This window comes from Vogesella sp. LIG4 (assembly GCF_900090205.1).
Lineage (GTDB): Bacteria > Pseudomonadota > Gammaproteobacteria > Burkholderiales > Chromobacteriaceae > Vogesella.
Genome location: NZ_LT607802.1, coordinates 2,698,194 through 2,712,050, shown reverse-complemented (window position 1 = coordinate 2,712,050; position 13,857 = coordinate 2,698,194). Strand labels below are relative to the sequence as shown.

Here is a 13,857-nt window from a genome sequence, read left to right as displayed (position 1 = left end):
TACCGCCAGCAGGAGACTCATCATGCGCAAGATCGCCATCATCACCGGCGCCAGCCGCGGCCTGGGCCGCAACACCGCACTGAAACTGGCCGCCCGCAACACCGACATCATCTTCACCTACCACAGCAACCGCGCCGCCGCCGACGAAGTCATCGCCGCCATCGAAGCACTGGGCGGCAAGGCGCTGGCGCTGCAGCTGGACGTGGGCCAGGTGGCCAGCCATGCCGGCTTTGCCGACGCCGTGCGCGCAGCACTGCGCGAGCACTGGCAGCGCGACAGCTTCGACTTCCTGGTGAACAACGCCGGCATGGGCGTGCACGCCGCCTTTGCCGACACCAGCGAGGCGCAGTTCGACCTGCTGCTGAACACCCACTTCAAGGGCATGTTCTTCCTCACCCAGGCGCTGCTGCCGCTGCTGGCCGACGGCGGGCGCATAGTCAACCTGTCCAGCGGCCTGGCCCGCTTCGCGCTGCCGGGCTATGCCGCCTACGCGGCGATGAAGGGCGCGGTGGAGGTGCTGACCCGCTACCTGGCCAAGGAGCTGGGGCCGCGCGGCATTGCCGTCAACACCATCGCCCCCGGCGCCATCGCCACCGATTTTGGCGGCGGTACGGTGCGCGACAACCCGGAGGTGAACCGCTTCGTGGCCAGCCAGACCGCGCTGGGCCGCGTCGGTGAGGCGGACGACATCGGCGGCGCCATCACCGCGCTGCTGTCGGACGACAACCGCTGGGTGAACGCACAGCGCATCGAGGTATCCGGCGGCATGATGCTGTAAGGCGCAAAGGTTGGCCGCAGGCTTGCGGCCAACCTTTGAGGCTGATGGTGGCGCCGGCAACGCTGTGCCGCCGCCCTGTTCCCGCTGCGCGCCGCGTGCATGGGAATATTTACCCACCTGTACATTTGGCCGGGAAACTATTACCTCGCGTGACAATCAGAAATCTAAATATCTGTTAAATTGCCAACCTGACTGTCCGCAAGTGCCCACCATGCCGTTCCGCCTGTCCCGCAGCATGCTCACGCCGCTGATCATCGCTACCGCCCTGTTCATGGAAAACATGGACGCCACCGTGATTGCCACCTCGCTGCCGGCCATTGCCGTCGACCTGGGGGTGGACCCGATTGCCCTCAAACTGGCGCTGACTTCCTACCTGGTAAGCCTGGCGGTGTTCATTCCGGTCAGCGGCTGGATGGCCGACCGCTTCGGTGCGCGGCGGGTGTTCCGCGCCGCCATCGTGGTGTTCAGCGCCGGCTCGCTGCTGTGCGCGTTCAGCCACAGCCTGGAAGGCTTCGTGCTGGCGCGTTTCCTGCAGGGTATCGGCGGCGCGATGATGGTGCCGGTGGGCAAGCTGGTGATCCTGCGCACCACGGCGAAAGAAGAGCTGGTGCGGGCGATGAGCTATCTCACCATTCCGGCCTTGCTGGGCCCGGTGGTGGGGCCGCCGCTGGGTGGCTTCATCAGCACCTATTTCCACTGGCGCTGGATTTTCCTGATCAACCTGCCCATCGGCCTCCTGGGGCTGGTGCTGGCCGGGCGCTATATCGAAAACCTGCGTGACGACAAGGTGCCGCCGCTGGACTGGATGGGTTTTGCGCTCACCGGGCTGGGGCTGTCGCTGGCCATGCTGGGGCTGGCTACCGAAGGCAAGCATATGCTGTCGGTAGGCTGGTCCAGCGTGCTGGCCATTACCGGCGGCCTGCTGCTGGCCGTCTACCCCTGGCATGCGCGCCGCCACCCGCACCCGCTGCTGGACCTGTCGCTGCTGCGCATTCCCACCTTTCACGCCAGCCTGATCGGCGGCTTCCTGTTCCGCGTCGGCATGGGCTCCACGCCCTTCCTGTTGCCGCTGATGCTGCAGCTGGGCTTCGGGCTGACACCGTTCCAGTCCGGCCTGCTCACCTGCTCCACCGCGCTGGGCGCCATGTTCATGAAGACCATTGTCGGCCACGTGCTGCAGCGCTTCGGCTTCCGCCAGGTGCTGCTGGTGAACAGCCTGCTGTGCGGCCTGTCCTTCGCCGGCTACGGCTTGTTCGATGCGCACAGCCCGCACTGGCTGATGCTGGCCACCTTCCTGCTGGGCGGCTGCATGCGCTCGCTGCAGTTCACCAGCCTGAACGCCATTGCCTTCGCCGACATCAACCACGGCGGCATGAGCCATGCCTCCACCCTGTCCAGCGTGGCGATGCAGCTGGCCTCCGGCCTGGGGGTGACCGTGGCAGCCTTTGCGCTGCAGGGCATTGCCCGCATACAGGCACATGCCACGCTGCAGGTCAGCGATTTTTCCTGGTCCTTCGTGATCATGGGCGTGCTGGCCATGCTGTCGGCACTGCAGTTCCGCCGCCTGCACCCGCATGCCGGTGCCGCCCTGGCGCGCCCTGCGGCCAACGAGGGCTGAAGCACCTGCCACAACGCTGGCATGCCATTTGCGTAATCAGTCGCCTTCACCACCGGGAAGGACAGCATGATGCAGATCGGCAGCCAGATTACGCCGGCCAGCCCCGCCCTGGGCGGCAGCGCGCAGGCAAAAACTACCGGCAACGGCGGCAGCTTTGCCGCCACGGCCAGTGCCAGCAGCACGCCGGCCAATACCGTTACCCCAGCCGCCAGCGGCGGCAACAGGCCGCTCACCGAGCAGGAACAGGCGCTGATGCTGCCCACGCGTGAAAACGTTGGCCGCATGGCTGCCGATGTGCAGACGCGGCTGCAGCAAAAACTGGCCGCGGCCGGCATCAGCGCCAGCCCGGCGTTCGAGCTGGTGGAAAGCGACCCCAACACCGGCTACATCACGGTACGCGGCGACCGCCCGGACGCCGCCGCCATCGAAAAGCTGATCAACGGCGACGACAAGCTGTCGCTGGCCATCCACAACGTCAACGCGCTGGCCAGCCAGATCCCCAGCCTGGAAGCCGGCGTTGCCTACACCAGGGCGTGGTACGCGGCGCGCAGCGACAGCGAGCGCATGGCGGTGTTCGAGTACTACCGTGCGCTGCAGGCCAGCCTGCATACCGACACGCAGATGCGCTTCGGGCCGCAGGGCATGGCATTCAGTCTCAACGGCGAGGCAATTGCGCTGCCGGCCTGATCAATCGCGCGCCCCCTGGAAGGTCTGCCGCCACTCGCTGGGCGCCACGCCGAAGGCCTTGCGAAAATGCAGCCGCAGCGAGGCCGGCGAGCCGAAGCCGGCCTGCTGCGCGATGTGCTCCACCGGCAGCGCGCTGGTTTCCAGCAGCCGCTGGGTCAGCGCCAGGCGCTCGGCCAGCAGCCAGCCCTGCACCGTGCCGCCGGTAAGCTGGCGGAAGTGTCGGGTGAAGGTGCGCCGGCTCATCAGCGCGCGTTCGGCCAGGCTGTCCAGGCTGTGCGCCTGATGCAGGTGGCCGCGCACCCAGTCCAGCAGGCCGGACAGCCGCTCGTCGCGCACGCTGGCCGGCAGCGGCTGCTCGATGTACTGCGCCTGGCCACCCTGGCGATGCGGCGGCGTCACCAGCTGCCGCGCCACGCTGTTGGCCGCCTCGGCGCCGCTGAGCTGGCGCAACAGGTGCAGGCAGCAATCCAGCCCGGCGGCGGTGCCGGCCGAGGTCAGCAGCGGGCCATCGTCCAGATACAGCACGGCGGCATCCACCTCTACCTGCGGAAAGCGGCGGGCGAAATCGTCGGCATAGGCCCAGTGCGTGGTGGCGCGGCGGCCATCCAGCAGCCCGGCCTGCGCCAGCACATAGGCGCCCAGACACAACCCGACAATGCGTGCCCCGCGCTGGTATGCCGCGCGCAAGGCGGCCAGCAGTGGCGCCGGCGCCGTCTCCTCGTGATCGCGCCAGCTGGGCACGATCACCACCTCGGCCTGCTGCAGCACCTCCAGCCCGGCCGCCAGCGTCAGGCCAAAGTCGGCGGAAGTGCTCAGCGCTCCCGGCTCGGCGGCGCACACCTGCAGCCGGTAGGCCGGCGCCTGCAGCTGGTTCTCGCCGAACACCACGCAGGGCACCGACAGGTGGAACGGGCTGATCTGGTCGAACGCCACCACGGCAACACGAATCTCGGACATAGCCAGCCTCCTCTACGATGGCCCGATCTTAACGCAAATTGTCATACGGGCCACTCGTGAGCCACCTGCCGCGCCGGCACACTGCCGTCATCGCCACCCGACACAGGAAACCGCCATGAACACACCGCGCCGCGCGCTGATCGTCATCGATGTACAGAACGAATACTTCACCGGCAAGCTGGGCATCAGCTACCCGGACCCGGCCATCACCCTGCCCAACGTTGGCCGCGCCATGGATGCGGCCAACGCCGCCGGCATCCCGGTGGTGGTGGTGCAGCACATCGCCCCGCCCGGCACGCCGATCTTTGCCGAAGGCAGCCACGGCGCCGCGCTGCACCCCAGCATCGCCGGGCGCCCGCACGACCACCTGATCAGCAAGCAGGAAGCCAGCTGCTTTACCGGCACCGATCTGGCCGACTGGCTGCGTGCGCGTGACATCGACACGCTGAGCATCGTCGGCTACATGACCCACAACTGCGATGCCGCCACCGTGCTGCACGCCAGCCACGACGGCTGGCAGGTGGAGCTGCTGCATGATGCCAGCGGCTCGCTGCCCTACCGCAACCGCGCCGGCAGCGCCAGCGCCGAGGAGATCCACCGCGTATTCACCGTGGTGATGCAGACCGGCTTTGCCGCGGTGGCCAGTACCGACGACTGGATCGCCGCGGTACAGGCCGGCCAGCCAGTGGCCGCCAGCGAGGACGTGCTGGACTCGCATTTGCTGGCGGTGGCGCAGTAAGCCGCAGCGCACGTTGGCCGCAAAAAAAACCGCCAGGCTGGCGGTTTTTTCATGCGAAACGATGGCTACCGTAGGGTGGGCAAAGCACAGCGTGCCCACCAATAACATCCTGCCGGTGGGCACGGCCCATGGCCTTTGCCCACCCTACAATTCACACGGTAGCCCGGAGGTGGCAGGCCATACCCGCGCCAGACTGCCTACCACATCAACACGGGCATGAACTGTTGCTTCAACCCTCGCAACCATCCGGCGTGCAGAACGGCGCATCGGCCTCTGCCATACCGGCGGCACCCGCCAGCAAGCCTTGCAGATAACCGGCAAACGCCTCCGGCTTGCCCAGGTACGGCGACAGTTCCACCCGCTGCAGGCGGCCGTTCAGCTCCAGCAGCAGCGAGGGGAAGCCGCGCAGGCCATGCGCGGCCATGTCGCGGTGGCTGCGGCCAACGTGTGCGGCGAACTCGCCCTGCTGGTGCTGGTATTCGGCAGCGAAGGCCGCGCCGTCCAGCCCCAGTTCCTGCGCCAGCTGCTGCAGCACCGCCGGCTCGGCGATGCGCTGCCCTTCCACGTAATGCGCCTGCTGCAGGCGATGCAGCATGGTCAGCCCGTCCATCCCCAGCGCCTCGGCCGCCAGGATCGCCAGCGTCGGCGGCGTGCTGTCGAACACCGCGCTGTTATCCAGCAGCAGACCATGGAAATAGTCATCGCCAAACGGCTGGCCGGTAAGCTGGTGGATGCGCTGATCGTGCGTCATCACGTACTGGCGCAGCTGGGCGCTTACCGGCTGGCGGTTGGGGCCGCTCATCATCGCCCCGGCGTGCAATACCAGTTGCAGGCCCGGCACCTGGCTGGCGGCGGCCAGCAGCGGCGCGGCACCGTAGCACCAGCCGCACAGCGGGTCGTAGTAGTAATGCAGGGAGGCCTTTACCATTTCATTTCACCTTTATTCACCTTGGCGCCGATATCCAGCGCCAGCCCCATGCCGGCCTGCGGGTAGGCGCGCTGCATGGCGGCAATCAGTTCGGCGGCATTGTTGGCCTTGCCCGCTTCGCTGTCAAAACGCTGCAGATAGTTGCGGGTGTAGCTGATGGCGCTGGCGTCCAGCGCGCTGCCGGCGGCCATGTGGCCCGGCACCACGATGGCGGGCTTGAGCGCCGCCATCTCGTCCAGCTGCGCCAGCCAGGCCTGGCGCTCGGCCGGCTGCCGGGTGTCGGCGGTCCATACGTGCAGGCCGCTGAACAGCGCCACGTTGCCGGCAATGGCGTGCAGCGACGGAATCCACACATAGGGTCGACTCGCCAGCACGCCGCGGGTGCCGCGCAGCTCGATCTTCTCGCCGTCCACGCTCAGGCTATCCGTGCTCAAGGCAGTGGGCACGATGGGCTGCTGCGGCGCATTGGCGCCCATCTTCGGCCCCCAGAACGCCAGCTTGCCTGCCAGCCGGGTGCGGATGGCGCCGGCCACCGCCGGGCTGGCCACCACCTCGGCCTGCGGGAACAGCTGCTTGAGCACCTCGGCGCCAAAGTAGTAATCCGGGTCGGCATTGCTGATCAGGATGGTCTTCAGCGTCTTGCCGCTGTCCAGCACCCTGGCCGCAATGCGGTAGGCATCGGCGCGGGTGAAGCCGCTGTCGATCACCATTGCTTCGTGTTCGCCGCTCACCACCACGGCGTTGGCGTGAAAGCTGCCCTCCCCGGCGTTGTATACCTGCAGTTGCAGCGGCTGCGCGGCGTGGGCAGCGCCAAAGGCCAGGGCGAGGGAGGCAGCGACGATGCTGTGGCGAATCATGATGTGTCCTTTCTGCGGCCTGGCCGCGTGCTTGATGGACGTCACTATAATTTCCCGATCCGGCCAGATAAACCGGATAAACTGCGCATATTTGTTGCACAAATCGAGCAGATAACATGGACAGAGTCACCGCCATGCGGGTATTCGCCGACGTGGCCGCCAGCGGCAGCTTCAGCGCCAGCGCCGAGCGGCTGCAGATGTCGCGCGCCATGGTGACGCGCTACGTGGCCGAGATGGAACAATGGCTGGGTGCGCGGCTGCTGCAGCGCACGACCCGCAGCGTCACGCTGACCGATGCCGGCGAGCAGGCGCTGCGCCGCTGCCTGCAGATGCTGGCGCTGGTGGCGGAGGTGGAAGACGAAGTGGCGCCGGCCGGCGGCGGCCTGCGCGGCCAGCTGCGGCTCACCAGCAGCATGTCCTTCGGCCACGCCCACCTGGCGGCGGCGCTGGCGGACTTCCTGGCGCTGCACCCGCAGCTGAAGCTGGACCTGAACGTGGGCGATGCCACCCTCAACCTGGTGGAGGCGCGCATCGACCTGGCGATACGCATCAGCAGCGAGCCGGACCCGGCGCTGATCGCCCGCCCGCTGGCGCTGTGCGACTCGGTGCTGGTGGCCAGCCCCGCCTACCTGGCGCAGGCAGGCACACCGCACGCCCCGGCGGAGCTGGCCGGCCACCGCTGCCTGGGCCACAGCAACGTTGGCCGCAGCAGCTGGCAGTTCCAGCGCGGTGAGGAACGGGCGACGGTGAGCGTGGCCACCCGCCTCACCGCCAACGACGCCACCGTGCTGCTGCACGCGGCGCTGGCCGGCGGCGGCATCAGCCTGCAACCCACTTACCTTGCCAGCGCCCTGCTGCAGGATGGCCGGCTGCTACCGGTACTGCCGGACTGGCAGCCGCCGCAGATGAGCATCTACGCGCTGTATCCGTCGCGCCGCCACCTGTCGCCGGCGGTGCGGGCGCTGCTGGACTTCCTGGTGGCGCGGTTTGCGCAGCAGCGCTGGTAAGGCCCCGGCTCAGCGCGGCGGCGTGCGCAGCCGCGCCAGCATGAAGTCAACGAAGGCGCGCACCCGCGCCGACAGATGGCGCTGCTGCGGGTAGATCACCGAGAACTGCCGCGAGCGGCCGGCGTAGGCCGGCAGCACCTCCACCAGTTCGCCGCGCGCCAGCGCCGGTGCGGCAATGAAGTGGTAGCTCTGGAACAGCCCGCCGCCCGCCATGCCCCAGCTGATGCAACCGTGGGGGTCGTCGCGCACCCGGTGCGGGCTGTCCGGCAGCAATTCCAGCTCGCGGCCGTCCGCATCACGGAACAGCCACGGCATGCCGCGACCGCTGCCGGGCACCACGAACTGCAGGCAGTCGTGCGCTGCCAGGTCGGCCAGGGTCTGCGGGGTGCCGCGCCGCGCGAGGTAGGCCGGCGTGGCGAACACCCCCAGCGAGGCGTCTTCCAGCTTGTGCGCCACCAGGCGCGAATCCTGTGGCGTGCCGATGCGTATTGCCAGGTCGTAGCCCTCGTCCACGATATCCACCACGCGGTTGGACAGGCTCAGCTCCAGCGCTACCTGCGGGTAGGCGGCGGTAAATTCGCCCAGCAGCGGCAGCAGCCGGTAGTTGGCGTACAGCGTGCCCGCGCTGATGCGCAGCACGCCGCTGGGCACTTGCTGGCGGCCGCCCAGTGCCCGCTCCGCCTCGGCGATTTGCCCCAGTGCCTGGCGACACTCCTGCCAGTACAGCTCGCCCTCGCTGGTCAGGCGCACGCTGCGCGTGGTGCGGGCAAACAGCCGCACCCCCAGGCGCTCTTCCATGCGTCGGATCGAGCGGCTGACCGCCGCCGGTGTCAGCCCCATCGCCTCGGCCGCGGCAGTGAAGCTGCCCAGCTCGGCCGCCTTGCAGAACAGTTCGATGCTGCCCAGGCGGGTGGCATTGCTGCTGTGCGCCATTTGTTCTTTCAGGTAACAAATAAATTGATATTAGCGCGATTTATTGATTTTTTGCTGACCGGTACAGTGCCGCCCATCCGCCAACAAATACAGGAATCAGCATGAGCGACATCATCTGGCCAGCAGGCTATGTACCGGGCTTCAGCGACAATTTCTGCTCCAACGAGATCATCGTTGCCGGGCTCGGCACAAACGATATCTGGCCATGGCTGAACACCCCGGGGCTGTGGCCCGGCTACTACGCCAATTCGGCCAACCCGCGGCTGTACGACCACCTAGGCCCGGCGCTGGCCCAGGGCGTGCGCTTCTACTTTGAAACCTTCGGCTTTCCGGTGGAAGCGCAGGTGGTGGAGCATGTACCGCCAACAGCCGGTCAAGCCGCGCGCATCGCCTGGCATGGCTGGGCGGGCAGCACGCCGCAAGACCGCCTGGACGTGCACCACGCCTGGCTGATCGAAGACCTGTCCGCCGGCCGGGTGCGCATCCTTACCCAGGAGACACAGCAGGGCAAACCGGCACAGGCGCTGGCACAGGCCAGGCCCAACCCGATGATCAACGGCCACCAGGACTGGCTGGATGGCCTGGTGGCAGCGGCGCGCCGGGCGCAGGCGCAGGCCGCCCGCGGCTGAGCCCGCACCACCGGCTTGCGGCCAACGTCTGCGGGCCGGCACGGCCGCCGCTGGCGGCATTAACGAACAAGGCCCTTGCGCCATGCGCAAGGGCCTTGTCGTGGGCCTTGGCAGACCCGTATTCAGCACTGCGGCTTAGCCGACCAGCAGTACCACCACGGCAGCCACCAGGCAGTAGGCGCCGAAGAAGTGCCAGCGGCCCTGCTCCAGCCAGCGGGACAGCCAGCGCAGCGCGAGCAGGCCGGCAACAAAGCTCAACAGCATGCCGACAAGGCTGGGGCCTACCAGCTGCAGCAGGCTGGTGCCGTTCTTGGCCACCGTCAGCGCATGCGACTGGTACAGGCGGAACGCCTCCTTGACGATGACCGCCGGAGTCAGCACCACCGCCAGGGCGAAGCTGAATTCTTCCGCCCGACGGCGGCTGCTACCCAGCGCCAGCGCGGTGGAGATGGTGGCGCCGGAGCGGGAGAAGCCACGGAACGGCAGGCACAGCCCCTGCACCGCCCCCACCCAGGCCGCGGTGCGCAGGTTCAGCGCACCATTGGCGCGTTCCGGCAGCCGCGACGAGGCGATGATCAGCACGCCGGCGGCAGCCAGCGCCGCGGCCATCAGCTTGGCATTGGCAAACAGGTGCTCGATTTCAAAGCCGGGGTCGTTGCCGGCAACCAGGTGCTTGATCAGCTTCAGCAGCAGCAGGCCCACCACCCCGGTAGCGGCGGTCGCCACCACGATCAGCCGGGCATTGCTGCGAAAAGCATGGCCCGAGGAGAAGTAGGTGTCGCGCCAGGCCTGCCAGAAGTACACGATCACGGCGAACATGGTGCCGGTGTGCAGCATCACCAGCAGCATCGTCATTTCCGGCGAGGTCGGGTCGAGCCCCATCAGCTTTTCGGCCACGATGACATGCGCCGAGCTGGAAACCGGCAGCAGCTCCGCCGCGCCCTGCACTATCGCCAGGATGAGAATGTTGAAAAAGTCCATGTAGAGAGATCCCGAAGTTGGCATGAAGGTAATTGGGTTGGCCGGCACAGCCGCTACACCCGGCCAGGCTGATTCGGGCTGCATTATCACCGCTTCGCATGGCTGCCGGCCAGCCCCTGCTGGCCAGGCATACCGCTGCCGGCTGCCGATGCCACGGCAGCCGGGCACAGTGCTACCGGGTTCACGCGCAATTACATCGCTGGGTGGTGGTTTTAAGTCGGATAATTAAGCATCTTGATGACAATCTTTCGCAGATGATGAGCGATAGCACCCCAACAGCCCGCCATATCAAGCTCGCCTGCCCCGAGTGCGACCTCTTGCAGCTGGCGCCGCCCGGCGCAGCACAAAACGTGCTCTGCTGCCGCTGTGGCGGGTTGCTGCACCGTGCGCCGGGCTATCAGCCCCAAACCTCGTTGGCACTGGTGTTGACCGGCATCTTCGTCTTCCTGCTGGCCAATGTGTTTCCGGTGGTGGGGCTGGAGGCCGGCGGCATTCGCACCGCCACCACGCTGCTGGGTACGGCCATACAGCTGATGCATCAGGACATGCTGCCGGTGGCCATGCTGGTGCTGTTCACCGGCGTGCTGTTGCCAGGCATCGAGTTGCTGGCCCTGCTCTACTTGTTGCTGCCACTGACACTGGGCCACGCGCCACGCGGCTTTCCGCGTGCGATGCGGCTGATCCGGCTGCTACACCCCTGGGGCATGGTAGAGGTGTTCATGCTGGGTGTGCTGGTATCGCTGGTGAAGCTGGCACATCTGGCACAGGTACACCCCGGCATCGGGCTGTGGTCGTTTTTCGCCCTGATCGTATTGCTGGCCACCAGTGCCAGCCGTTTTGACGCCGCCATGCTGTGGGAGCGCTACGAAACATGTCGCACTATCCGCTGAACTCCGCCGCCGCGCATGGCTGCTGGCATTGCCACGCTTGCGGCCTGTTGTGCCAAGGGACGAACGCGAGCCGGGACGAAGCGGCGCTGTGCCCGCGCTGCGGGGCTGAAGTGCGGCCGCGCAAGAAACGCAGCGTGGAATACGCCTGGGCCTTTTTGCTGGCGGCGGTTATCTGCTATCTGCCGGCCAACCTGCTGCCGATCATGGAAACCGCCATGCTGTCCGGCACGCAGAACGACACCATCATGAGCGGTGTGGTATTTCTATGGCAAAGCGGTTCCTGGCCGTTGGCGCTGGTGGTGTTCACCGCCAGCGTGCTGGTGCCGCTGCTCAAGATTCTGGCCATGTTGCTGTTGCTGATCACCGTGCAGTGCCGCTCGAACTGGGCGCCCCGGCAACGCACGCGGCTGTACCGGCTGCTGGAAATCATCGGCCCGTGGTCAATGCTGGATATCTATGTGGTAGCGCTGCTGGTGTCGCTGGTGCAGCTGCAGTCGCTGGCCAGCATCAAGGCCGGCCCGGGCGCCATGGCTTTCGGCGCCGTGGTGGTGCTCACCATGCTGTCCGCCATGTGCTTCGACCCCAGGCTCATCTGGGACCCGATAGAGGAAAAGAATGACTGACAAACGTGACGATGCGCCGCAAGAACCCGTGCCGCCGGAGCTGCCGCAGGCGCTGCTGGTAACACGGCAGCGCTGGTCGCCGTCGCTGGTGTGGCTGATTCCGGTGGTGGCCGCGCTGATCGGAGGCTACCTGGCCGTGCACGCCATCCTGTCGCGCGGGCCCGCCATCACCATCACCTTCCGCAACGCCGAGGGGCTGGAAGCGGGCAAGACGCGCGTCAAGTACAAGGATGTGGATATTGGCGAAGTGACCGCGGTAAAAGTGAGCGAGGATCGCAAGAACATTGTCGCCACGGTGCAGATGAGCAAGGCAGCCGAGCCCTACCTTACCAGCGACAGCCGCTTCTGGATCGTACGCCCGCGTATCGCGGGTGGCAGCGTGTCCGGGCTCGGCACGCTGCTGTCCGGCGCCTATATCGGCATGGACGCAGGCCAGAGCGCCAAGGCCGGCCAGCAGTTTACCGGCCTGGAAGTGCCCCCCATCATTACCGGCGGCCTGCCGGGCAAGCAGTTCATCCTGAAGTCTGCCGACCTCGGCTCGCTGGATATCAGCTCGCCGGTGTACTACCGCCGGGTACCAGTGGGGCAAGTGGTGGCCTATGAACTGGACAAGAGCGGGCAGAACGTGAACCTCACGGTATTCATCAATGCGCCGTACGACCGCTTTGTGGTGCCGGACAGCCGTTTCTGGCACGCCAGCGGTGTGGATCTCTCCGTTTCGGCCAACGGGCTGAAGGTAAACACCCAGTCCCTGACCGCCATTGCACTGGGCGGCATCGCCTTCGAGTCGCCATCGTCCACTGAAACCCTGCCGCCGGCGGCGGCAGGGTCGGTATTCGGCCTGGCGGCAACCCACGAGGCCGCGATGCGCACGACAGACCATGAGGCCTATCCGATACGCCTCAAGTTCCAGCAATCGGTACGCGGCCTGGTGGTGGGTGCGCCGGTGGACTTCCGCGGCATCATCATCGGCGAAGTCACCGCCATCGGCATGGAGTACGACAAGGCGCGCAAGGACTTCAACATGCTGGTGGATGTGCGCATCTTCCCCAGCCGGCTGCTGGCCCTGTCGCGCAATCTCGACAAGAACCGCAGCCTGCAGGAGCAACTGTCGCTCAAGCAGATGGTGGCCAACGGCCTGCGTGCGCAACTGCGTTCCGGCAGCCTGATCACGGGCCAGCTGTTCGTGGCGCTGGATTTCTTCCGCGACGCCAAGTCCGTGCAACTGGGACGCGAACAGAATATGGACGTGATGCCCACCATCCCCGGTGATCTGGAAGAGCTGCAGGCGATCATGCAGCGCATCGCCCGCAAACTGGACAAGATACCGCTGGACTCCATCGGCAGCGGCGTGGACCAGTCCGTCCACGAATTGCGCGACATGCTGGCCACCACCCGCCAGTTGCTGAACAACGTCGATACGAAAGTGCTGCCGCAGGCCACGCAGACTCTGGAGCAGCTGCAAAAGGCACTGGACGCCACCCAGCAGACGCTGCAGGCCAATTCACCATTGCAGCAGGATGTGCGCAACGCCGCGCAGGAAGTCAGCGAAGCCGCGCGCAGCTTCCGCGCGCTGGCCGACTATCTCGACCGCCACCCCGAAGCACTGATCCGCGGCAAGCCGGGAGATGCCCCATGAAGCGCAGCGTCACCACTCTGCTTGCCCTGTCCGCCTTGATACTCACGGGCTGCGCCTCCGCGCCGGCAAGCTTTCATGACCTGGCCGCCGTTGCGCCTGCTGCGGCCAACCTTGTCGCCGGCGCCAGCCTGCTGGTAGGCCCGGTAACCTTGCCGGCAGGCGTGGATCACCCGCAGCTGGTGCTGGAGCAGGCGGATGGCCGCCTGACCCTGGCCGAACAGCAGCGCTGGGTAGCCAGCCTGCCACGCTTGTTCTCGCAGGCGGTGGCGCTGGATTTCTCGCGCCAGTCGGGTGTGGGAACCGTCTATGCCTGGCCGCAGCCGGGCCTGGCGCAAGCCGATTTCTCGCTCGTGCTGGACGTGCGGGTGTTCCGCCTGCTTGTAGGCCAGGGGGCGGAACTCGAAGTAGGCTGGAGCCTGCTCGCCAGGGGGCAGCAGCAGCCATTGCAGAGTGGCGTATTCCGCGACCGGGAAAGCACTACAGGCATGCAGGTGGCGGATGTCGTACAAGCCCAGGAGCGGCTGGTCGCTAAATTTGCCCGCTATCTGGTGGCAAATTTCGGAGAGCAGATCCGGCTGCGCCCGCGCTAGG

15 protein-coding genes are annotated in these 13,857 nt (G+C 66.8%); 10 read left to right on the top strand and 5 right to left on the bottom strand.

The window, feature by feature from the left end; genetic code table 11:
* Positions 1 to 22: 22 nt before the first annotated feature.
* From PSELUDRAFT_RS12770 to PSELUDRAFT_RS12760, 3 genes are all read left to right on the top strand, one after another.
* The gene (locus PSELUDRAFT_RS12770; protein WP_088967199.1) at positions 23 to 778 is read left to right on the top strand and encodes an SDR family NAD(P)-dependent oxidoreductase; all 756 of its coding nucleotides are present in this window, start codon (positions 23 to 25) and stop codon (positions 776 to 778) included.
* Between the two features lie 211 nt (positions 779 to 989).
* Positions 990 to 2,396, top strand: coding sequence for a DHA2 family efflux MFS transporter permease subunit (locus PSELUDRAFT_RS12765; RefSeq protein ID WP_231895214.1), 1,407 nt, complete (start codon positions 990 to 992; stop codon positions 2,394 to 2,396).
* A 66-nt stretch (positions 2,397 to 2,462) separates the two neighbouring features.
* Positions 2,463 to 3,083 (top strand): hypothetical protein, encoded by a 621-nt coding sequence (locus tag PSELUDRAFT_RS12760; protein WP_088967198.1) that lies wholly within the window; start codon positions 2,463 to 2,465, stop codon positions 3,081 to 3,083.
* Here the strand turns inward: PSELUDRAFT_RS12760 and PSELUDRAFT_RS12755 are convergent, their stop codons facing one another.
* A complete protein-coding gene (locus tag PSELUDRAFT_RS12755) occupies positions 3,084 to 4,040 on the bottom strand; it encodes a helix-turn-helix domain-containing protein (protein WP_088967197.1) in 957 nt (318 codons plus the stop codon).
* A 115-nt stretch (positions 4,041 to 4,155) separates the two neighbouring features.
* Between PSELUDRAFT_RS12755 and PSELUDRAFT_RS12750 the strand changes: the two genes are divergently transcribed.
* Positions 4,156 to 4,779 carry a cysteine hydrolase family protein gene (locus PSELUDRAFT_RS12750; RefSeq protein WP_088967196.1) on the top strand — a complete coding sequence of 208 codons (624 nt, stop codon included), beginning with the start codon at positions 4,156 to 4,158 and terminating at the stop codon, positions 4,777 to 4,779.
* Between the two features lie 229 nt (positions 4,780 to 5,008).
* Here PSELUDRAFT_RS12750 and PSELUDRAFT_RS12745 read toward each other — a convergent pair whose 3' ends face one another.
* Together PSELUDRAFT_RS12745 and PSELUDRAFT_RS12740 are read right to left on the bottom strand one after the other, a co-directional pair.
* A complete protein-coding gene (locus PSELUDRAFT_RS12745; RefSeq protein ID WP_088967195.1) occupies positions 5,009 to 5,707 on the bottom strand; it encodes a DsbA family protein in 699 nt (232 codons plus the stop codon).
* Complete coding sequence (locus tag PSELUDRAFT_RS12740) at positions 5,701 to 6,609, bottom strand: MBL fold metallo-hydrolase (RefSeq protein WP_231895213.1); 909 nt, start codon at positions 6,607 to 6,609, stop codon at positions 5,701 to 5,703. The genes PSELUDRAFT_RS12745 and PSELUDRAFT_RS12740 overlap by 7 nt, the downstream gene beginning before the upstream one ends.
* 71 nt (positions 6,610 to 6,680) lie before the next feature.
* Between PSELUDRAFT_RS12740 and PSELUDRAFT_RS12735 the strand changes: the two genes are divergently transcribed.
* On the top strand, positions 6,681 to 7,571 hold the full coding sequence (locus tag PSELUDRAFT_RS12735) for a LysR substrate-binding domain-containing protein (RefSeq protein ID WP_088967194.1): 891 nt from the start codon (positions 6,681 to 6,683) through the stop codon (positions 7,569 to 7,571).
* Between the two features lie 9 nt (positions 7,572 to 7,580).
* On the opposite strand, the gene PSELUDRAFT_RS12730 is transcribed toward PSELUDRAFT_RS12735, so the two are convergent.
* On the bottom strand, positions 7,581 to 8,504 hold the full coding sequence (locus PSELUDRAFT_RS12730) for a LysR family transcriptional regulator (protein ID WP_088967193.1): 924 nt from the start codon (positions 8,502 to 8,504) through the stop codon (positions 7,581 to 7,583).
* 101 nt (positions 8,505 to 8,605) lie between these two features.
* Here PSELUDRAFT_RS12730 and PSELUDRAFT_RS12725 point away from each other — a divergent pair, with 101 nt between their 5' ends.
* Positions 8,606 to 9,133: a polyketide cyclase gene (locus PSELUDRAFT_RS12725; RefSeq protein WP_088967192.1), complete on the top strand. Its 528-nt coding sequence runs from the start codon at positions 8,606 to 8,608 to the stop codon at positions 9,131 to 9,133.
* Positions 9,134 to 9,268: 135 nt separating this feature from the next.
* Here the strand turns inward: PSELUDRAFT_RS12725 and PSELUDRAFT_RS12720 are convergent, their stop codons facing one another.
* Positions 9,269 to 10,114, bottom strand: a complete 846-nt coding sequence (locus tag PSELUDRAFT_RS12720; RefSeq protein WP_088967191.1) for an undecaprenyl-diphosphate phosphatase — start codon at positions 10,112 to 10,114, stop codon at positions 9,269 to 9,271.
* 413 nt (positions 10,115 to 10,527) lie between these two features.
* On the opposite strand from PSELUDRAFT_RS12720, the gene PSELUDRAFT_RS19830 reads away from it, so the two are divergent.
* The 4 genes from PSELUDRAFT_RS19830 (at position 10,528) to PSELUDRAFT_RS12700 (ending at position 13,856) form a co-directional block, all read left to right on the top strand.
* The gene (locus tag PSELUDRAFT_RS19830; protein WP_255374052.1) at positions 10,528 to 11,004 is read left to right on the top strand and encodes a paraquat-inducible protein A; all 477 of its coding nucleotides are present in this window, start codon (positions 10,528 to 10,530) and stop codon (positions 11,002 to 11,004) included.
* A 134-nt stretch (positions 11,005 to 11,138) separates the two neighbouring features.
* Positions 11,139 to 11,627 carry a paraquat-inducible protein A gene (locus tag PSELUDRAFT_RS12710; protein ID WP_231895212.1) on the top strand — a complete coding sequence of 163 codons (489 nt, stop codon included), beginning with the start codon at positions 11,139 to 11,141 and terminating at the stop codon, positions 11,625 to 11,627.
* Positions 11,620 to 13,266, top strand: coding sequence for an intermembrane transport protein PqiB (locus PSELUDRAFT_RS12705; RefSeq protein WP_088967188.1), 1,647 nt, complete (start codon positions 11,620 to 11,622; stop codon positions 13,264 to 13,266). The genes PSELUDRAFT_RS12710 and PSELUDRAFT_RS12705 overlap by 8 nt, the downstream gene beginning before the upstream one ends.
* A complete protein-coding gene (locus PSELUDRAFT_RS12700; RefSeq protein WP_088967187.1) occupies positions 13,263 to 13,856 on the top strand; it encodes a membrane integrity-associated transporter subunit PqiC in 594 nt (197 codons plus the stop codon). The genes PSELUDRAFT_RS12705 and PSELUDRAFT_RS12700 overlap by 4 nt, the downstream gene beginning before the upstream one ends.
* Position 13,857 lies beyond the last annotated feature (1 nt).